The organism is Pseudomonas sp. m6p (assembly GCF_055760375.1).
This window is the reverse complement of sequence record NZ_CM147084.1, coordinates 4,703,857-4,722,456: the sequence shown is the minus strand read 5'-3', so window position 1 is coordinate 4,722,456 and position 18,600 is coordinate 4,703,857. Positions and strand designations below refer to the sequence as shown.

13 protein-coding genes and 2 rRNA genes are annotated in these 18,600 nt (G+C 58.9%); 8 read left to right on the top strand and 7 right to left on the bottom strand.

Annotated features, from left to right (window positions below; genetic code table 11):
- Positions 1-149: 149 nt before the first annotated feature.
- The 5 genes from ACYZUM_RS21455 (at position 150) to ACYZUM_RS21435 (ending at position 7,026) form a co-directional block, all read left to right on the top strand.
- Positions 150-3,041 (top strand): 23S ribosomal RNA (locus tag ACYZUM_RS21455).
- Between the two features lie 154 nt (positions 3,042-3,195).
- Positions 3,196-3,311, top strand: a 5S ribosomal RNA gene (rrf, locus tag ACYZUM_RS21450).
- Positions 3,312-3,460: 149 nt separating this feature from the next.
- On the top strand, positions 3,461-4,120 hold the full coding sequence (locus tag ACYZUM_RS21445; RefSeq protein ID WP_041074803.1) for a paraquat-inducible protein A: 660 nt from the start codon (positions 3,461-3,463) through the stop codon (positions 4,118-4,120).
- Entirely contained in the window at positions 4,107-4,730 is a 624-nt protein-coding gene (locus ACYZUM_RS21440; RefSeq protein ID WP_108183805.1) for a paraquat-inducible protein A, read from the top strand. The genes ACYZUM_RS21445 and ACYZUM_RS21440 overlap by 14 nt, the downstream gene beginning before the upstream one ends.
- The gene (locus tag ACYZUM_RS21435) at positions 4,723-7,026 is read left to right on the top strand and encodes a PqiB family protein (RefSeq protein ID WP_108183804.1); all 2,304 of its coding nucleotides are present in this window, start codon (positions 4,723-4,725) and stop codon (positions 7,024-7,026) included. Before ACYZUM_RS21440 ends, ACYZUM_RS21435 begins: the two co-directional genes overlap by 8 nt.
- Positions 7,027-7,242: 216 nt before the next feature.
- Here ACYZUM_RS21435 and mksF read toward each other — a convergent pair whose 3' ends face one another.
- Genes mksF through mksB form a run of 3 tightly spaced genes read right to left on the bottom strand, consistent with a single transcriptional unit; the run spans position 7,243 to position 12,054 of the window.
- Positions 7,243-10,083 (bottom strand): Mks condensin complex protein MksF, encoded by a 2,841-nt coding sequence (gene mksF / locus ACYZUM_RS21430; protein WP_108183803.1) that lies wholly within the window; start codon positions 10,081-10,083, stop codon positions 7,243-7,245.
- The gene (gene mksE, locus ACYZUM_RS21425; protein ID WP_108183802.1) at positions 10,080-10,781 is read right to left on the bottom strand and encodes an Mks condensin complex protein MksE; all 702 of its coding nucleotides are present in this window, start codon (positions 10,779-10,781) and stop codon (positions 10,080-10,082) included. The genes mksF and mksE overlap by 4 nt, the downstream gene beginning before the upstream one ends.
- Complete coding sequence (gene mksB, locus ACYZUM_RS21420; RefSeq protein WP_047296550.1) at positions 10,771-12,054, bottom strand: Mks condensin complex protein MksB; 1,284 nt, start codon at positions 12,052-12,054, stop codon at positions 10,771-10,773. Before mksB ends, mksE begins: the two co-directional genes overlap by 11 nt.
- A 233-nt stretch (positions 12,055-12,287) precedes the next feature.
- Here mksB and ACYZUM_RS21415 point away from each other — a divergent pair, with 233 nt between their 5' ends.
- Positions 12,288-13,034, top strand: a complete 747-nt coding sequence (locus tag ACYZUM_RS21415; RefSeq protein ID WP_108183801.1) for an energy transducer TonB — start codon at positions 12,288-12,290, stop codon at positions 13,032-13,034.
- Entirely contained in the window at positions 13,027-13,479 is a 453-nt protein-coding gene (rimI, locus tag ACYZUM_RS21410) for a ribosomal protein S18-alanine N-acetyltransferase (RefSeq protein ID WP_041074813.1), read from the top strand. The genes ACYZUM_RS21415 and rimI overlap by 8 nt, the downstream gene beginning before the upstream one ends.
- Before the next feature lie 111 nt (positions 13,480-13,590).
- Here rimI and ACYZUM_RS21405 read toward each other — a convergent pair whose 3' ends face one another.
- The gene (locus ACYZUM_RS21405) at positions 13,591-13,995 is read right to left on the bottom strand and encodes a serine kinase/phosphatase (RefSeq protein WP_108183800.1); all 405 of its coding nucleotides are present in this window, start codon (positions 13,993-13,995) and stop codon (positions 13,591-13,593) included.
- Positions 13,996-14,134: 139 nt separating this feature from the next.
- Between ACYZUM_RS21405 and can the strand changes: the two genes are divergently transcribed.
- Positions 14,135-14,779 (top strand): carbonate dehydratase, encoded by a 645-nt coding sequence (can, locus tag ACYZUM_RS21400; protein WP_108183799.1) that lies wholly within the window; start codon positions 14,135-14,137, stop codon positions 14,777-14,779.
- Position 14,780: 1 nt separating this feature from the next.
- Here the strand turns inward: can and ACYZUM_RS21395 are convergent, their stop codons facing one another.
- The 3 genes from ACYZUM_RS21395 to acpA form a co-directional block, all read right to left on the bottom strand.
- Positions 14,781-15,296, bottom strand: a complete 516-nt coding sequence (locus ACYZUM_RS21395; RefSeq protein ID WP_142579795.1) for an SET domain-containing protein-lysine N-methyltransferase — start codon at positions 15,294-15,296, stop codon at positions 14,781-14,783.
- Between the two features lie 176 nt (positions 15,297-15,472).
- Positions 15,473-16,654 carry a hypothetical protein gene (locus ACYZUM_RS21390; RefSeq protein ID WP_108183797.1) on the bottom strand — a complete coding sequence of 394 codons (1,182 nt, stop codon included), beginning with the start codon at positions 16,652-16,654 and terminating at the stop codon, positions 15,473-15,475.
- Positions 16,655-16,771: 117 nt separating this feature from the next.
- Positions 16,772-18,466 (bottom strand): acid phosphatase, encoded by a 1,695-nt coding sequence (gene acpA / locus ACYZUM_RS21385; protein WP_108183796.1) that lies wholly within the window; start codon positions 18,464-18,466, stop codon positions 16,772-16,774.
- Positions 18,467-18,600: the final 134 nt, after the last annotated feature.

Here is an 18,600-nt window from a genome sequence, read left to right as displayed (position 1 = left end):
TTTGGGTATGTGATAGAAAGATAGACTGAACGTTACTTTCACTGGTAACGGATCAGGCTAAGGTAAAATTTGTGAGTGACTCTTAAGAGTTTTGCGAATTTTCGGCGAATGTCGTCTTCACAGTATAACCAGATTGCTTGGGGTTATATGGTCAAGTGAAGAAGCGCATACGGTGGATGCCTTGGCAGTCAGAGGCGATGAAAGACGTGGTAGCCTGCGAAAAGCTTCGGGGAGTCGGCAAACAGACTTTGATCCGGAGATGTCTGAATGGGGGAACCCAGCCATCATAAGATGGTTATCTTGTACTGAATACATAGGTGCAAGAGGCGAACCAGGGGAACTGAAACATCTAAGTACCCTGAGGAAAAGAAATCAACCGAGATTCCCTTAGTAGTGGCGAGCGAACGGGGACTAGCCCTTAAGTGGCTTTGAGATTAGCGGAACGCTCTGGAAAGTGCGGCCATAGTGGGTGATAGCCCTGTACGCGAAAGTCTCTTAGTCATGAAATCGAGTAGGACGGAGCACGAGAAACTTTGTCTGAATATGGGGGGACCATCCTCCAAGGCTAAATACTACTGACTGACCGATAGTGAACTAGTACCGTGAGGGAAAGGCGAAAAGAACCCCGGAGAGGGGAGTGAAATAGATCCTGAAACCGTATGCGTACAAGCAGTGGGAGCAGACTTTGTTCTGTGACTGCGTACCTTTTGTATAATGGGTCAGCGACTTATTTTCAGTGGCGAGCTTAACCGAATAGGGGAGGCGTAGCGAAAGCGAGTCTTAATAGGGCGTCTAGTCGCTGGGAATAGACCCGAAACCGGGCGATCTATCCATGGGCAGGTTGAAGGTTAGGTAACACTGACTGGAGGACCGAACCGACTACCGTTGAAAAGTTAGCGGATGACCTGTGGATCGGAGTGAAAGGCTAATCAAGCTCGGAGATAGCTGGTTCTCCTCGAAAGCTATTTAGGTAGCGCCTCATGTATCACTGTAGGGGGTAGAGCACTGTTTCGGCTAGGGGGTCATCCCGACTTACCAAACCGATGCAAACTCCGAATACCTACAAGTGCCGAGCATGGGAGACACACGGCGGGTGCTAACGTCCGTCGTGAAAAGGGAAACAACCCAGACCGTCAGCTAAGGTCCCAAAGTTATGGTTAAGTGGGAAACGATGTGGGAAGGCTTAGACAGCTAGGAGGTTGGCTTAGAAGCAGCCACCCTTTAAAGAAAGCGTAATAGCTCACTAGTCGAGTCGGCCTGCGCGGAAGATGTAACGGGGCTCAAACCATACACCGAAGCTACGGGTATCACGCAAGTGATGCGGTAGAGGAGCGTTCTGTAAGCCTGTGAAGGTGAGTTGAGAAGCTTGCTGGAGGTATCAGAAGTGCGAATGCTGACATGAGTAACGACAATGGGTGTGAAAAACACCCACGCCGAAAGACCAAGGTTTCCTGCGCAACGTTAATCGACGCAGGGTTAGTCGGTCCCTAAGGCGAGGCTGAAAAGCGTAGTCGATGGAAAACAGGTTAATATTCCTGTACTTCTGGTTATTGCGATGGAGGGACGGAGAAGGCTAGGCCAGCTTGGCGTTGGTTGTCCAAGTTTAAGGTGGTAGGCTGAGATCTTAGGTAAATCCGGGATCTTAAGGCCGAGAGCTGATGACGAGTTACCTTTCAGGTGACGAAGTGGTTGATGCCATGCTTCCAAGAAAAGCTTCTAAGCTTCAGATAACCAGGAACCGTACCCCAAACCGACACAGGTGGTTGGGTAGAGAATACCAAGGCGCTTGAGAGAACTCGGGTGAAGGAACTAGGCAAAATGGCACCGTAACTTCGGGAGAAGGTGCGCCGGTGAGGGTGAAGGACTTGCTCCGTAAGCTCATGCCGGTCGAAGATACCAGGCCGCTGCGACTGTTTATTAAAAACACAGCACTCTGCAAACACGAAAGTGGACGTATAGGGTGTGACGCCTGCCCGGTGCCGGAAGGTTAATTGATGGGGTTAGCTAACGCGAAGCTCTTGATCGAAGCCCCGGTAAACGGCGGCCGTAACTATAACGGTCCTAAGGTAGCGAAATTCCTTGTCGGGTAAGTTCCGACCTGCACGAATGGCGTAACGATGGCGGCGCTGTCTCCACCCGAGACTCAGTGAAATTGAAATCGCTGTGAAGATGCAGTGTATCCGCGGCTAGACGGAAAGACCCCGTGAACCTTTACTATAGCTTTGCACTGGACTTTGAATTTGCTTGTGTAGGATAGGTGGGAGGCTTTGAAGCGTGGACGCCAGTTCGCGTGGAGCCATCCTTGAAATACCACCCTGGCAACTTTGAGGTTCTAACTCAGGTCCGTTATCCGGATCGAGGACAGTGTATGGTGGGTAGTTTGACTGGGGCGGTCTCCTCCTAAAGAGTAACGGAGGAGTACGAAGGTGCGCTCAGACCGGTCGGAAATCGGTCGTAGAGTATAAAGGCAAAAGCGCGCTTGACTGCGAGACAGACACGTCGAGCAGGTACGAAAGTAGGTCTTAGTGATCCGGTGGTTCTGTATGGAAGGGCCATCGCTCAACGGATAAAAGGTACTCCGGGGATAACAGGCTGATACCGCCCAAGAGTTCATATCGACGGCGGTGTTTGGCACCTCGATGTCGGCTCATCACATCCTGGGGCTGAAGCCGGTCCCAAGGGTATGGCTGTTCGCCATTTAAAGTGGTACGCGAGCTGGGTTTAGAACGTCGTGAGACAGTTCGGTCCCTATCTGCCGTGGACGTTTGAGATTTGAGAGGGGCTGCTCCTAGTACGAGAGGACCGGAGTGGACGAACCTCTGGTGTTCCGGTTGTCACGCCAGTGGCATTGCCGGGTAGCTATGTTCGGGAAAGATAACCGCTGAAAGCATCTAAGCGGGAAACTTGCCTCAAGATGAGATCTCACTGGAACCTTGAGTTCCCTGAAGGGCCGTCGAAGACTACGACGTTGATAGGTTGGGTGTGTAAGCGCTGTGAGGCGTTGAGCTAACCAATACTAATTGCCCGTGAGGCTTGACCATATAACACCCAAGCAATCTGAATGCTCGAAAGAGACCAGATTGCGGTGTGTGAAGACGCAATGAACCGAAAGTTCGCGCAGCTCACAAAGCACCTGTATCACATACCCGATTTGCTGAAGCGAGGCCAGTTGGTCACGAGTCAGTACCCGAATTTCTTGACGACCATAGAGCGTTGGAACCACCTGATCCCATCCCGAACTCAGAAGTGAAACGATGCATCGCCGATGGTAGTGTGGGGTTTCCCCATGTGAGAGTAGGTCATCGTCAAGATTAAATTCCGAAACCCCAATTGCGAAAGCAGTTGGGGTTTTGTTTTGTCCGCAGGAAAGTATTTTTACTTAGGCAGCGAACAATTTTGCACAGTTATTTTCGAATCAGAACACTAGAATAGCCCCATCTTTTTCGGAGCCAGAGCCTTTATGTCAGATCCGGTTGACGCCTCAGGGCTGTCAGATTTACCGCTGGAAGACCTGGTGGCCTGTCACGAGTGCGACCTGCTGATGCGCAAGCCCAAGCTTGCCCATGGTGAGAAAGCGCTCTGCCCGCGCTGCGGTTACGAGTTGTACGCCCACCGCCATAACGTGGTGCAGCGCAGCCTTGCCCTGGTGATCGCAGCATTATTGCTGTACATCCCGGCAAACTTTTTACCCATCATGCAACTCAATATTCTCGGACAATCTTCGCAGGATACGGTCTGGAGCGGCGTGCTTGGCTTGTTCAATACGGACATGCAGGGCGTTTCGATCGTTGTATTCCTGTGCAGTATGGCTATTCCGTTGCTGAAGTTGCTGTGCCAGTTATTCGTTTTGCTGACGATTCGATTCAACGTCGGACGCAGTTACGGCTTATTGCTCTACCGCATTTATCACCACCTCAAAGACTGGGGCATGCTTGAGGTCTACCTCATGGGCGTCCTCGTGGCGATCGTCAAACTGGCGGACATGGCGGCCATCACCGTCGGCCTCGGTCTGGCGTGTTTCATCGGTTTGTTGTTGGTTCAGGTCTGGCTGGAAGTGGTGATGTCACCGCATCAGATCTGGCAGGCGTTATCAGGAGAGGATGCCCATGCGGGCGATTGATGCGGGCATTCTGATCTGTACCGAATGCCATGAATTGAACAAACAGGATGCGAACACCGACGAGCAGACCTGCACCCGCTGCGGTGCGCTGGTTCACGCTCGTCGTCCGAACAGTCTGGCCCGAACCTGGGCCCTGCTAATCACGGCTGCGATTATCTACATTCCGGCCAATGTGTTGCCGATCATGACCGTCAGCTCGCTGGGTCAGGGCGACCCCAGCACCATCATGTCCGGCGTGATCCAGTTGGTACAACACGGCATGATCCCGATTGCCGCAGTGGTGTTCATCGCCAGTATTCTGGTGCCGACGTTTAAACTGGTCGGTATCGCGCTGTTGCTGTTTTCTGTACAGCGCCGCCAGCCATTGTCTGCACGGCAGCGCATCTGGATGTACCGCTTCATTGAGTTCATCGGTCGCTGGTCGATGCTCGACATCTTTGTGATCGCCATTCTGGTGGCGGTCGTCAACTTCGGCCGGCTTGCCAGTGTCGAAGCCAATCTTGGCGCCATCGCTTTCGCCAGTGTGGTGATTCTGACGATGCTTGCCGCAGTAACTTTCGATCCCCGACTGATTTGGGATAACACGGAGTCGGACGACGACCATGACTGATTTGCCTGTAGCGAAAACCCGACCGGCCTCCAACTGGTCTGCCATCTGGGTACTGCCCCTGATCGCCCTGATCATCGGCGGCTGGCTTGGCTGGCGTGCCTATAACGAAACCGGTATCGAGATTCAGGTTCGCTTCGAAAGCGGTGAAGGCATCCAGGCCAACAAGACCGAGGTCATGTACAAAGGCATGTCAGTCGGTAAGGTGAAGACGCTCAAGCTCGACGACGAAGGCAATTCCAAAGGCGTGATCGCCACTGTGGAGATGAACAAGGATGTCGAACAATACCTCAAGACCAGCACCCGCTTCTGGTTGGTGAAACCAAGCGTCACCCTGGCCGGCATCACAGGACTGGAAACACTGGTTTCGGGGAACTACGTGGCCATCAGCCCGGGTGAAGGCGAGCCGACCCGCAAGTTCAAGGCCCTGGCTGAAGAGCCGCCATTGTCGGATTCCAAGCCCGGTCTGCACCTGACCATCAAGGCCGATCGCCTGGGTTCGTTGAATCGCGGCAGCCCGGTGTTCTACAAGCAGATTAAAGTCGGTCAGATCAAAAGCTACGTGCTGTCCGAAGACCAGAGCACCGTTGAACTCAAAGTGTTCATCGAACCGACTTACGCCAAACTGGTGCGCAAACACACACGTTTCTGGAATGCCAGCGGCATCAGTATTGACGCCAATCTGTCGGGGGTGAAAGTGCGCAGCGAATCCCTGGCGAGCATCGTCGCCGGGGGTATCGCCTTCGCCACACCGGAGAACCGCAAGGACAGTCCGCCTACCGATCCAAGCCTGCCGTTCCGTTTGTATGAGGACTTCGACGCCGCCGCTGCCGGCATTCGGGTCAAGGTCAAACTCAGTGACTTTGAAGGCCTGCAGGCCGGCCGCACGCCGGTGATGTACAAGGGCATTCAGGTCGGCAACCTGAAAGCGTTGAAAATCGATCCGGATCTCAACAGCGCCACGGCCGAACTGACGCTGGATCCTCTGGCCGAAGACTACCTGGTCGAAGGCACGCAGTTCTGGGTGGTCAAACCGTCGATTTCCCTGGCCGGTATTACCGGGCTCGAAGCGTTGGTAAAAGGCAACTACATCGCCGTGCGCCCGGGCGACAAGGGTGCTGCGCCGAAACGCGAATTCGAGGCACGGCCAAAAGCACCGCCACTGGATCTGCGCGCCCCGGGCCTGCACCTGGTGCTGTTCACCGATGTTCTCGGTTCGATCGAAGTCGGCAGTCCGATTCTGTACAAACAGGTCAAGGTTGGCTCGGTCCAGAGCTATCAGTTCTCCAAGACCAAAAAACAAATCGTCATTGGCGTGCATATCGAGAAGGAGTACGAAAATCTGGTCAACGCGTCGACACGCTTCTGGAATGTCAGCGGCATCACCCTCACCGGTGGTCTGACGGGCGGGATTCAAGTGAAGAGCGAGTCGTTGCAGACATTGATGGCCGGCGGTATCGCTTTCGAAACCCCGCAAGCCAAGGCGCCGCTGCAGAAGCGTATTCCACGCTTCCGTCTGTTCGCCAACCATGACGAGGCCAACCAGAAAGGCACGCTGGTAACGATCAAGGTCGACCGCGCCGATGGTTTGCGCCCGGGCACACCGATTCGTTTCAAGGGCCTGGATGTCGGCAAGATTGAAGACGTCGATCTGACCGACGACCTGCAAGCCGTGATGATTACTGCGCGGATCACTGAAGTGCCGGAGAAGATTGCCCGGGTCGGCAGTCAGTTCTGGGTGGTCAAGCCGGAGTTGGGACTGATCAAGACCCAGAACCTGGAAACCCTGGTCACCGGGCAATATGTAGAAGTGCAGCCGGCGGCGAAAAATCTCGGCCCGCAGAAGAACTTCGTTGCGCTGGCCAGTCCGCCGGAAGTGAGCAAGCAGGAGGCTGGCTTGAGTCTGGTGTTGAGCGCCGCGCGGCGTGGCTCGCTGAAACCGGGCGTGCCCGTGACCTACCGCGAAATCACCGTGGGCAAGGTCACCGGTTATGAACTGGGCCAGACGGCCGACCGGGTGTTGGTGCACATTCTGATCGAGCCGAAATACGCGCCGTTGGTGCGCAGCGGTAGCCGATTCTGGAACACCAGCGGCGTTGGTTTCGACATCGGCTTGTTCAATGGTCTGACAGTGCGTACAGAGTCGCTGGAGACGGCGATTCAGGGAGGCATCGCCTTCGCCACGCCGGACGGTGAGCGCATGGGCAGCCCGGCACGGCCTGAGCAGACGTTCCCGCTGTTCGACAAGTTCGAGGATGAGTGGCTGACCTGGGCGCCGAAGATTTCGCTCGGTAAATAATTCTGAGTTGATGTGGCGTCTACAAAGACGCCATCGCTGGCAAGCCAGCTCCCACAGGGTTTCATGTCGTATACAGAATGTGTGTTCAACGCAAAAACCTGTGGGAGCTGGCTTGCCAGCGATGAGGTCCTCCTATTCAGCACAAACCCAAAGCCATAAAAAAGGGCCGCGATCCCAACAGATCGCGGCCCTTTTTTTGCCTTCAGCTAACGCCGATCAAACCTCATCCAGCTCTGGCTCATCGGCTTGCACGTTGACGGTGGCCTTCACCACATCATGCCGGCGGATGTACTTCCAGTCCGCCTCGTCGATGTAGATCCCCGCCGGGCCGCTGCCGCCTTCCAGGTCGATGGCGACACTGGCGCAGACTTGCGGTTTCACACTCGCCAGAATCGGCACAAAGCCCAATTGCAGGCTGGTTTCCAGCAGCGCTGCCTGGTTCTTCTCGTCAATGTCCGCCGCCTCGTCGAGGTAGTACGGCAGGCGCACGCGACCGGCCAGGTCGCGATCCATCAAGTGCAGCAACAAGTACATGTTGGTCAGCGCCTTGATGGTCATGGTGGTGCCGTTGGAGGCCGCGCCGTCGATGTCGGTGTGGATCACCGGCTGACCGTTGACCTTGGTGATCTCGAACGCCAGCTCGAACAAGTCCTTGAGGCCGAGCTGGTTGTGGTTCGCCGCCACCAGCCGTGCCAAGTATTCCTTGGCCTCTTCGTTCTTGTTGTCCTGCTCGGCGCTTTGGCTCAGATCGAATACCGACAGGGTTTCGCCTTCTTCGTACTGACCGGCGCTGTGGATGATCTGGTCGATGTGCTTGAGTGCTTCCTTGTTCGGCGCGAGGACGATACGGAAGCTCTGCAGGTTGGACACCTGACGCTTGTTGATCTCGCGGTTGAACAGCGCCAGTTGGTGCTCGAGGCTGTCGTAGTCGCTGCGAATGTTGCGCAGGGTCCGGGCGATGTCGGTGACCGCCGCACGCCGCGCCTTGCCCAGCGTCAGCGCTTCATCGGTACGGTGCGCATAAGCATTGATCAGCAACGACAGGCGGCGCTCCATGTCGTCTTCGCTGTCGAACTTGGCCACGCCTTTCAGACGCACTTGCGCGTACAGCGCTTCGATCTGTCCGTCGGCGCGCAGCAGACCCTGCCAGCTGTCCTGATAGTCATTGAGCAGCGGCAACAGGTTGTCCATCGAATCGTCGACCGGATCCATGAACGGCGTGCCGAATGGCAGATCCGCCGGCAGCAGCTGACGGCGGCGCAGGGCATCGTCGAGGGTGCGCTGCTTGGCTTCCATGTCGGCGATCTGCCGGCCGACCAGTTGCAGCTTGGCCGACAGTTGCTGGACGCGCTCGGTGAACGCATCGCTGGAGCGCTTGAGTTCGTCCTGCGCGGCTTCCATCTGCGCCAGTTGCTCGAGCTTGTCGCCTTCTTCGGCGCTCAGCGTTTGAGTGCGACGGAAATCTTCCAGGGCTTTCTGCGCATCCAGCACTTGCTGGTACAGCGCTTCGGTCTGGGTCTTGCTCGCGGCGCGGTCGGCGGCCACGGCTTGCTGAGTCTTGAGCTGCTTGAGCTCTTTTTCCAGACGCTCTTTCTGGTCACGCAGCGCGGCGCGGTCGGCCAGCGCTTGCAGAGCCGGCGGCTCGATGTGCGAGATGTCGATCGACAGCCCCGGCACTTCGAAACGCTCGCCCTTGAAGCCATCGAGGATCAGCTCGACCGATTTGACCCACTCGCCGTCTTCGTCGAGGGTGATGCCATGTTCGCCCAGCGGCAGGCTGAACAGCGCGCTGTTGAACAGGCGCATCAGGCGCTCGACGTCCTGTTGTGAGAATTCTTCACGCAGGCGGGCGTAGCTGTTGTTGTCGGCGTGATCGAGTTGCTGTTTCACCGACTTCAGACGTTTTTCCAGGTCGCGCAGACGCTCTTCCAGATCCTCGGCGCTGAACTGTCGTGACTGTGCCAGCGCACCAGCCAGTTCGTCGTGGGCGTCCTTGGCCGCGAGCAGTTGTTGCTCCAGCACTTTGACGTCATCGACCAGCGCAAAGCGGTTCTTCAGCACCGACAACTCGCCGAGCCAGCGCTGAATGCCGGTGATTTCCCGCTCCAGGCGCATCAGCTCCTGGGTGCCGCCACGCTGGTCGTTTTGCAGGTCGTCCTGCTCGCGACGGTAGTGTTCGGCCTGAATCGTCAGTTCTTCCTTGCGTGCATTGGCGTAGTCCGACCAGGTGCCGAGCAACGAGTCGAGCAGCGGCGACAGGCGATGCAGTTTGCCGCGCAGCACGTCGCGCTGTTTCACGCCGTTGGCCAAGGCCTCGACCAATGGGCCGGCGGCGACCAGCGAGTTGTAGTCCTGCTCCATCCGGCGCACATCGCGGAAGGCTTCTTCGCACGCAGCAATGTAGTCGACGCTGCCGGAACGCAGGCTGTGCTCGAAGGCATCGAGGAACAACTGCTTCAACTTGGCCGCAGTGATTTCACGCATGTGCAGCAGGTTGATGAACAGCGCGCGGAAGGTCTTCAGGCTCTGCTCGCTGGTGGAGCGCAGCGGGATCAGCGTCAGGTCCAGCGGGATAGAGGTGTGCCCGCCCACCAGCAGACGACGCAGTTCGTCCGGCTTGAGTTCGTAGGCTTTCAGGCCTTCTTTCTCAAGGTTGCTGAACAGTTCCTTCTGACGCAGGCAGGTGTCGTTTTTCTGGTAATGCGCCAGATCGAGCTTGCCGGCGTAGGCGAAGAACTGGTGACCGAAACCACCGCCCGGGCCACGGCCGACCACGCCGATCACGTGCGGGCCGTGCGGTAGATTGACTTCGACGAGGATGTAACTGGTGTCGGAGGCGAAGTAGAAGCGCCGCGATTGTTCCAGGCTGTACTTGCCGAAACTCATGTCCGACATGCGCGCCAGGATCGGGAACTGCAAGGCGTTGATCGAGGCGGATTTGCCGAGGTTGTTCGCGCCGTAGACCGACAGCGGTTCTTCCAGCGGGAACAGGCCGAGGCTGTAACCGGCGGTGTTCAAAAGGGCAAAGCGGCGGATGCCGTAGCGTTCCTGGCTCATGCGTCGGACTCCTGTTCTTCGGCAATGGCGCGGGCCAGTGCGTCTTCTTCGCTTTCTTCCTCAAACTCGCTGAGATCGAGCGGATCGTCGGTCTCGAGGAATTTCGCTTCGGCCTCTTCGTCGATCAGCACCGGTGCCGGCAGCGGCAGCACGCTGTGTACGCTGGCCGCCAGATCGCGGTCCTGCTGCACCGACAGGCACACGTCGAGGAAGCGGTGCATCGGCGGCAGGAAACGGTACACGCCGTTTTCTTCGCTGGCGAAACCGAGCTGGGTCATGCGGCGCATGATCTTTTCTTCGAGTTCTTCGACGGTCTGCACTTCGGCCTGGATGAACAGGTCGCGGTATTTGTCCAGCAGCGACGGCAGTTCTTCACGGCCGAGGCTGCCACCGTCGAGCACGGCGATCGGATCGCGGCCCTGATCGGCCAGGTGCTCGACGAGGATGAAGGTGAACAGCGCCAGGCGCTGAGCGGTCTTGTTCACCGCCGCAGCGGCCATGTCCGGCACGAAGTAGTAGAAGCCACGGGTGTCGCAGACCAGCTCGAACCCCAGCGCCTTGAACAGCGTGCGGTATTGATCCTGGAAGTTCGACAGTTGCGCGTACAGTTCCGGGTCGCGGCGGCTGACGTGGTAGCCCTTGAACAGCTCACGGAAGATCGGCGCCAGTTGGGACAGTTCGGATAGATCAAGATGCATTGGGGATGCTCGCAGAATCCTCGGCGGCGGCAGGGTCGCGGGCCGAGAGCAGGGCGAAGGAGCGCAGGCTGACCTGATGCTCGTGAGTGTGGTATTCGCGGCGTTCCAGACGCTCGCGGGTGAAGCGTTTTTCCCGCGACAGGCGCGAGAACCAGTAGAGCAATTCGTCGGTGGCACCATCCGGTTCCTGCTCCAGCAGCCAAGTCATCAGATCCGGCATTGGCAGGGACTCTTCGCAACGCTCGACCATCTCGCGCACGGTGCGCGGTGCACGTGGCGCATCGCCGGATTTCTGGGTCTTGTGCGCCTTGGGGAAACGCGCCGGTTTCGGCTCGAAACGCGCCAGAGCGTAGACGTAAGCCTCGACCTGACTGGCGCTGCCGAGGAAGGTGCTTTGCGGCCGGGTGAACAGCGGCATCGCCGCTTGCGGCACGGCGTCGATGCCTTTGCGGCGGATCGCCGCCAGCGCCAGCGCGGCACCACGGGTCACGGCGTTGTGCCGACGCGCCTCTTCCCGCAGCGGCAGCAGCAGTTCGCGGGCGTGGCGCAGGGTCAGCTGGGCACTGGTCTGCATTTCGAGGATGCGCGCGTGGGTGCGCAGCAGCATGTCGTCATCGACCAGATGGCCGAGGCGCTGCTGTTCGCTGAGCATCTTCAGCAGCACGGTTTCGACCTTGCGCACGCCTTGCTCGAAGGCACCGTCGGCGTTTACCAGATCGATCATCGGTTCGACGTATTCGTCCCAGGTTGCCAGCACTTCGGCGTAACGCTGACGCAGCGGAATCTGCCGGTCGCTGGTCTTGGCCCGTTCGGCGACGGCCACCAGCGCCTGTTCGTCGTTGTCGAGTTTCTTCAGCACGTCGCGTACGCGCATGTCGAGCAAACGCAACTGACGGGCGAGGTCGTTGCCGTCGCGCACATCGAACGCGTCCTGAATGTAGCCGGCCAGCCGTTCGAGGTGGCGCAGATAGGCTTCGATCTCCAGGCACAGGCCCAGCCGGTGTTCACGGCGCAGATAGGCAAGGAAGTCGTGAATTTGCGCGTTGAGCTCGAAACGGTTCGGGCTTTTCGCCACGGGTACCAGAATGTCGAGGCGAATCCACACGTCGAGCAGGCTGGTGATGTCCTGCGGCGTACTGTCCAGTTGTTGGGCGGCCAGTTGCGTGCGCAGTTCGTTGAGGCTCAGGGTGCCTTGGTCGAAGTGCTCGCACAGTGGCTCAAGAAGTGCCCAGTGTTCAGCGAGGGCGCGCAAGACGCGCTTGGGTTCGATCATCGGAATGGCCGGCTGGTTGGCGATTAAAAGCCGCGATTGTACTGCATCAGGAGGGATGCGATTCACTCTCGGGACGGGCTGTCGCATTTTCTAAGGGAGCGAGCCCAGGTAAAGGCTATCGATCAACAGCAAGCGATCTTGAACGAAGGGCTGTAGAATCAGCCCACTTCAGTTATCCACAAGTGGCCGACCCTTTGCTAATCGAGTCCCGCCGCCGCGCCTATTTGAACGCCATGCAGGTGGTCAACTGGCTGCCGCGCACCGAATTGCCTTTCGCCGCCCCGTCGCGGCCCGAGCTGCTGGACATGCCCGAGCCTGAGCCAGAGGTCGCGGCGATGCCGGTTGTGCAGGCCGAAGCTCCGGCGCAGCCTGCCGCCCGTCCGGTCGAACGGCCGAAGATCGAAGTGCCACGCCCGTCGCTCGCCAGTACCCGCAATGGCGCCAAACCGGTAGAAGAGGTCGAAGAGGCGCCGGTTGTCGCCAAGCCCGCGCCCGTGCCGCCACCGCGTTTTGCCCTGCAATTGCTGCGCGCCGGGGCTTGCCTGCTGCTGGTCGAGTTACCCACAGGCGAGGCGTTCCAGAGCCGCGATCCGGCCTACCTGCTGCTTAAAGACATGTTGCGCGCCGCCGGTCTGCCGGATGCGCCACAAATCGTCGGCGAGCCGGTGCGTTGGCCGTGGCTGAACCGCGGCACCATGGATCAGGGCCCGGAAGCGGCACGCGACTTCGTTCAGGGTTTTCTTTCGGTACAGATGGAAGCGGCACCTTGCGCCTGCCTGTGGTTGATTGGCCTGCCGGCGGTGCGCTTTGCCGGTGAAGCGGACGCTGAAGCGTTCAACAGTGAGCTGCAGATCGAAGGCCTGGGCCTGGCCTGGGCCATTCCCGGTCTGGAATTGTTAATGGAAGAGCCACAGCGCAAAGCCGCTGTGTGGCAAGCCATGCGTCGGCTGATGGCGCGCTGGAAACCATCGAATGAGTGAAGCTGTATCGTTCCGCCCGATGACCGAGGCGGACCTGGACGCGGTATTGAAGATCGAATACGCGGCGTACAGCCATCCCTGGACGCGCGGGATTTTTCTCGACGGGCTGGGCAAATACCAGATCTGGCTAATGTTCGAAGGCCAGCAGCAAGTCGGCCACGGCGTGGTGCAGATCATTCTGGATGAGGCGCACCTGCTTAACATCACGGTCAAACCGGAGAATCAGGGGCGAGGGCTGGGGCTGACGTTGCTGGAGCATCTGATGTCGATTGCCTACAAGGCTGACGCTCGGGAATGCTTTCTGGAAGTGCGTGACAGCAATACCGCAGCGTTCAAGCTGTATGAGCGCTATGGCTTCAACGAAATTGGCCGGCGCCGGGATTATTATCCGGCGGTGGGCGGGCGTGAAGACGCCGTGGTGATGGCCTGCACGTTGGTTGACTAATCTCCTGTAGGAGCTGCCGAAGGCTGCGATCTTTTGATTTTGTTTTTAAAAGCAAGATCAAAAGATCGCAGCCTGCGGCAGCTCCTACAGGGGATTGCATGATGGCGGTGACTAGCGGTTGCCATCCAGCGGATCACGCCGCGCCAGCTCCGCCTCATCCAGACCATTGCCGCCGCCGATATCGTCCTCGTCGACAATGCTCAGGTCCCAATCCGCCTGATTGCCTGCGCCAGCCTCTTCGGCATCGCGCGCACCATCTTCATGAATCAGTGTTTCCGGGCTCAGATCATCGTCGGTCGGCTCGTGGTCCGCCGTCGATGCACCGGTCAACCCGGCCTCACGCACGCGCTCGTTGGGCATCAGTTGCTCGCGTTCTCGCGCCGGAATCTCGTCACCAATCCTGGCGCTGGGTTCGTCTTCATCAAAATCCAGTTCATGCACCGAGCCCATGCGGTCCTCGTTATCATCGATCGGTTCCGGTTGCACCGCATCGTACGGACGTCGTGAATCAGTCATGGCAAATCCTCATACTGTGGGCCTTACTAAGTGGACTCACCGCACACACAGGAATTCCAACGAAAACACTTGCGACCCTTGCGTGACCCCGACGGGTGGTCGTCTGTCATACCAGCGCATCTTTCTTGAGGCCTTAACCATGCACGACTTACAAGACCTGATTGATAACAACGAGCGCTGGGCTGACGCGATCACCAAGGAAGATCCGGAGTTCTTCGCCAAACTGGCGCGCCAGCAGACCCCGGAATATCTGTGGATCGGCTGCTCCGACGCGCGGGTGCCGGCCAACGAGATCGTCGGCATGCTGCCGGGCGATCTGTTCGTACACCGCAACGTCGCCAACGTGGTGCTGCACACTGATCTCAACTGTTTGTCGGTGATCCAGTACGCGGTCGACGTGCTCAAGGTCAAACACATTCTCGTGACCGGCCACTATGGCTGTGGCGGCGTGCGTGCCTCGATGCAGGATCGCCAGTTCGGCCTGATTGATGGCTGGCTGCGCTCGATCCGTGACCTGTATTACGAAAAACGTGAAGAACTGGCCAAGCTTCCGACCGAGGAAGAACAGGTCGACCGCCTCTGCGAGCTGAACGTTATCCAGCAAGTGGCCAACGTCGCCCACACCAGCATCATCCAGAACGCCTGGCATCGCGGCCAGAGCCTGTCGATTCACGGTTGCATCTACGGCATCAAGGACGGTCGCTGGAAAAGCCTGAACACCACCATCAGCGGCTTCGAGCAACTGCCGCCGCAGTACCGTCTGCGCCCGGCCGGAGCGTTGTAACTCAGTCTGGATGTCGCCAGCGCTGCAAAAAGTGCTGGCCCTCGATCGTGGGTGGTTCATCGTAACCGGTGATCCACCCACGGCAGCGCGGCGAGCCGCAAGTACAGGCGAACTGTTGCTGCAAACGGTCTTCGGTGGCCGCGAAGTCGATGGTCAGGCGCTCTCCCGGCTGAATATCGCGCAGCGCCCATAGCCACAGTTCGCTCATGTCGAGGAACGCATTCGGGTCGCAGGCATGTTCGAGCAATCCGCAAAAACGCGGATCGTAGAGATGGATGCCGGCCAGTAGCTGGCGAGTCTGGCGGCAGCGATAGGGCAGCAGTTGCCCGGACACCCGACACATCCGGGTGATCCGCAGGAACGCCCGACGCGCCACCACCGATGCGCGGCCATCGTCGTGCTGAACGATTTCGAAGTCCTCGCTGGATGGGAAACCCAGGCGCACTGGCAATCCGGCAAACGGGTAAATGCCGGGTGCGTCGCGGGGGATGTGATGCTGATGGGCCTGATTGTTCATAACGATCCCTGTCGGCAAATGCTGCGACTTCCTTGATCTGACGTCCTGTCAGCGCTGCAACATGTTTGGATCCGATCCTCTCGCGTAAACGCCAAAGCGTCTACTGTCAGATCTGACAGGCGTGATCGGCTGCTTCCCGTGTCAGCATCGACTGACACGGGAAGGCTTTCAGCCCATCAGAGGTGTGGCGCGGGAACGGTGGTGTCCGGCATTTCGCCCTGAAGCTGTTGCAGTTGTGCCTTGATCGGCGTGGTCGAGCACTTGGCGGCAGCCTGGGCCGGGGTCAGGTTGCGGATCGAGGTGTAGAACAACTCGCAGGTCTTGCCCTTTTGCGTCACTTGCCAGGTTTGCGTACAGCTGCTGAGCAGGGTTTTCGCATCGGTGCCGGGCTTGCTGCCCATCCCGGCCTGCCAGCAGGCCGCGCTCAAGTCCTGGCCCATGACCTTCAAGCCGGCGGCATCGGCTTTCGCTTCATCGCCGTCGTAGCTGGCCGGATCGGCGGCGTACCAGATGTAGCTCGGATGGTTCGAACCCAGCACCGGCACGTTCACCCCCGCACTCGGGCTGATAGTCGCCAGACCCAGTACGGCGACGGTCGGGCCATACTGCTGCTTGATCCAGTTACGCACCGGTGCGCCGAACGCGACCATCGGCAGGGTGGTGCCGGCGCTGGTCTGGCTGAACTGCTTGACCAGCGTGGTCTGATAATCCTTGAAGTAGTCGTAGACACCTTCCAGGTCACTGCCGGCATTGGACGGCGCCGCGATGGGGGCGATGTCGATGATGGTCTGATAGGCCGGCGTCTGGTCGGCCGGAATGCCGTTGGCGCTCAACAGCGTGGCCCAGCGATCCGTGGTATTCGAGCGCAGGTAATCCTGGGCCTGGGTCAGCGAGTAATCCGGCGGGAAGTGCAGCAGCTCGACGCTCTTGCGGTTTTCCAGGGCCATGCCCAACGGCAGGAACAGGTACCAGCTGTACGCCCATTTGCCATCGGCATTGAGCTTGCTGGCGCCGGTATAGGCCAGATCACCGGCGTCGAGCAGCGCCGACAGCGGCTTGTCGTAGCCTTTTGGTACGCCACTGATCTCAACGTAAATCTGCCCGTTATCGTTCTTTACCAGCACCTTGGCATTGGCGTAACCATCGCGCTGCACGCTCTGGCTCAAATAGTGGGCGACCGTCTGCTCCAGCGACCAGTTGCGATAGCAGATCACGCTGCAGTTGTTGGGGTAGGCAAAAAGGCGAGTGACGCGCTCGGTGCTGCCCAGCTTCAGATCGACATCGGCGTGGGCCGCCGCGCTCAATGTGAGCGCGGCGAGTGTCAGCGCGGCGGGGGTAAATCCTGCGAGTTTGAACATGCTCAGATCCTTTTCAGCGTGGGTTCCCCGGAGTTTGGGGCGCTTCATATTGGATCAGCCGTGTTGCACAGTGAAGCTGTCATTCGCGGATTTTTTCGTCAGCTCGCCGCACTCGGCTCACGCCTGAAAATGCAGGGCGTTGCTCAGGTCGCCCATGGGTTTCTGGCCACGGGCGATCATTGCCTCATCGCGCTGCTTGAGGCCGTCGAGGGTTTCCAGTTGGAACACCCGGGTGATCAGGCGCAGGATCGACGCCGTGTCGTAGACCGTGTGATCCACCGTGCCTTTGCGGGCGAACGGCGACACCACCAGCGCCGGCACGCGCGATCCCGGCCCCCAGCGATCGCCCTTGGGCGGTGCCACGTGGTCCCACCAGCCGCCGTTTTCATCGACAGTCACGACCACCACCATGTTTTTCCACTGCGGACTTTCGCGCAGCACCTTCAGGGCGCGGACGATGTGCCGGTCGCCGGAAGCCACGTCGGCATATCCAGCGTGCATATTCAAGTTGCCTTGTGGTTTGTAGAACGTGACCGCCGGCAACTTGCCGGCCTCGGCGTCGGCGAAGAATTTGTTGGTGCTCGATTCATCCCCCAGCCCGGCATCGCGCAGGCGTTTGCTGCGCTCCTGCGGGTTTTCCGGGCCTTGTTGTTGGAAATAGTTGAACGGCTGGTGGTGATATTGAAAGTTGGGGATCTTCGGAATCCCGCCGGAATCCTTGTATTGATCCAGCGTCGCTTGCCACGCGCCGGCGTACCAGGCCCAATCGACATTCTTCTTCGACAGCTTGTCGCCGATGTGCTCGTGGGTCTGCGGCACCAGCACGTTGGGCAGATCCGGTTTGGAGTACGCCGGACGCTCCGGGTCGCGAATCCATGTTGGCCAGTACGGCGGGGCAAGGGTGTTGACACCGTAGCCGTCCGGCGTCAGCGCACTCGGGCCGAACTGCGGCGGGCCGCTCATGGCGCTGGCTGGCGATGCCTCCAGCGGCTTGAGGCGCGGATCGGTCGGGTCGGCGCTTTGCAGCGCGGCGATCTGCGACTTGGCGACCGAATTGGCCGCGTCCGGATAGAACGGCGCGGTGGCGCTGATCAGGTATTGGTGGTTGAGGAACGAGCCACCGAACGCGCCCTGGAAGAAGTTATCGCACAGCACGAACTCCTGAGCCACGTCCCACAGACGCAGGGAATAACGGCTCTGAGCGTAATGGCCCATGGTCAGCCCGCCGGAATCGGCCCAGGCAACAAAGCCATCGTTCTTGCCGCCGTTGATCTGCATCTGGTTCTGATAGAACACGTGCCACAAATCGCGGGTCACCAGACCGAACGGCAGGTCTTCGCCGTTCGGGCCTTTGAGGGCGAACGGTGCGTTGGGCAGGTATTCCTGAAACTGCGTGGCGCTGGGGTAGGTCACGCCATCGAGGGTTTGCGGGCCGATCTGCAACACGCCGCCCCAAACGGGAGGCAGCGTCTGCAACAGGCTGCCGTCGCGATCACGTTGCTGGTAATCGGCAGGTTTGAGCGCAGACAGCGGCTTCTCGACACCGGGGAAATCACCGAACAGATTGTTGAAGCTGCGGTTCTCGGCGTAGATCACCACCACGGTTTTCACCTGCTCGCGCAGGGCCTTGTCCAGCTCGGCTGACGTCAGCGGGCGCTCGGCCGGTTTGCCCGGCGCATTGCTGGCGTTACCGCAGCCGGCCAGCGTCGCGCCCACACCGAGGACGGCAACTCCACCGAGGAAGCGGCGGCGACTGGTGTCGGTGGGGGTGTCGGATTCAGGTGCGTCAGTGCTGTCTGTTTCGTCTTTCATCTGTCAGCCCGTTTTGCTTAATTGTTTCAGTTTGTTTCGGGCGGACGCTAGCAAGGGAATGTGACGGTTGGGTTACAAAATCGTGCGGTGTCTACGACCCCTTCGCACTGCTAGACTGCTGCAATAGCGAAACT

Coding starts and splice junctions, on each gene's coding strand:
- rimI (WP_041074813.1), top strand. CDS start 13,027: ATGAGTGAAGCTGTATCGTTCCGCCCGATGACCGAGGCGGACCTGGAC.
- ACYZUM_RS21415 (WP_108183801.1), top strand. CDS start 12,288: ATGCAGGTGGTCAACTGGCTGCCGCGCACCGAATTGCCTTTCGCCGCC.
- mksF (WP_108183803.1), bottom strand. CDS start 10,083: ATGAGCCAGGAACGCTACGGCATCCGCCGCTTTGCCCTTTTGAACACC.
- ACYZUM_RS21405 (WP_108183800.1), bottom strand. CDS start 13,995: ATGACTGATTCACGACGTCCGTACGATGCGGTGCAACCGGAACCGATC.
- can (WP_108183799.1), top strand. CDS start 14,135: ATGCACGACTTACAAGACCTGATTGATAACAACGAGCGCTGGGCTGAC.
- ACYZUM_RS21435 (WP_108183804.1), top strand. CDS start 4,723: ATGACTGATTTGCCTGTAGCGAAAACCCGACCGGCCTCCAACTGGTCT.
- acpA (WP_108183796.1), bottom strand. CDS start 18,466: ATGAAAGACGAAACAGACAGCACTGACGCACCTGAATCCGACACCCCC.
- mksE (WP_108183802.1), bottom strand. CDS start 10,781: ATGCATCTTGATCTATCCGAACTGTCCCAACTGGCGCCGATCTTCCGT.
- ACYZUM_RS21440 (WP_108183805.1), top strand. CDS start 4,107: ATGCGGGCGATTGATGCGGGCATTCTGATCTGTACCGAATGCCATGAA.
- ACYZUM_RS21395 (WP_142579795.1), bottom strand. CDS start 15,296: ATGAACAATCAGGCCCATCAGCATCACATCCCCCGCGACGCACCCGGC.
- ACYZUM_RS21390 (WP_108183797.1), bottom strand. CDS start 16,654: ATGTTCAAACTCGCAGGATTTACCCCCGCCGCGCTGACACTCGCCGCG.
- mksB (WP_047296550.1), bottom strand. CDS start 12,054: ATGATCGAACCCAAGCGCGTCTTGCGCGCCCTCGCTGAACACTGGGCA.
- ACYZUM_RS21445 (WP_041074803.1), top strand. CDS start 3,461: ATGTCAGATCCGGTTGACGCCTCAGGGCTGTCAGATTTACCGCTGGAA.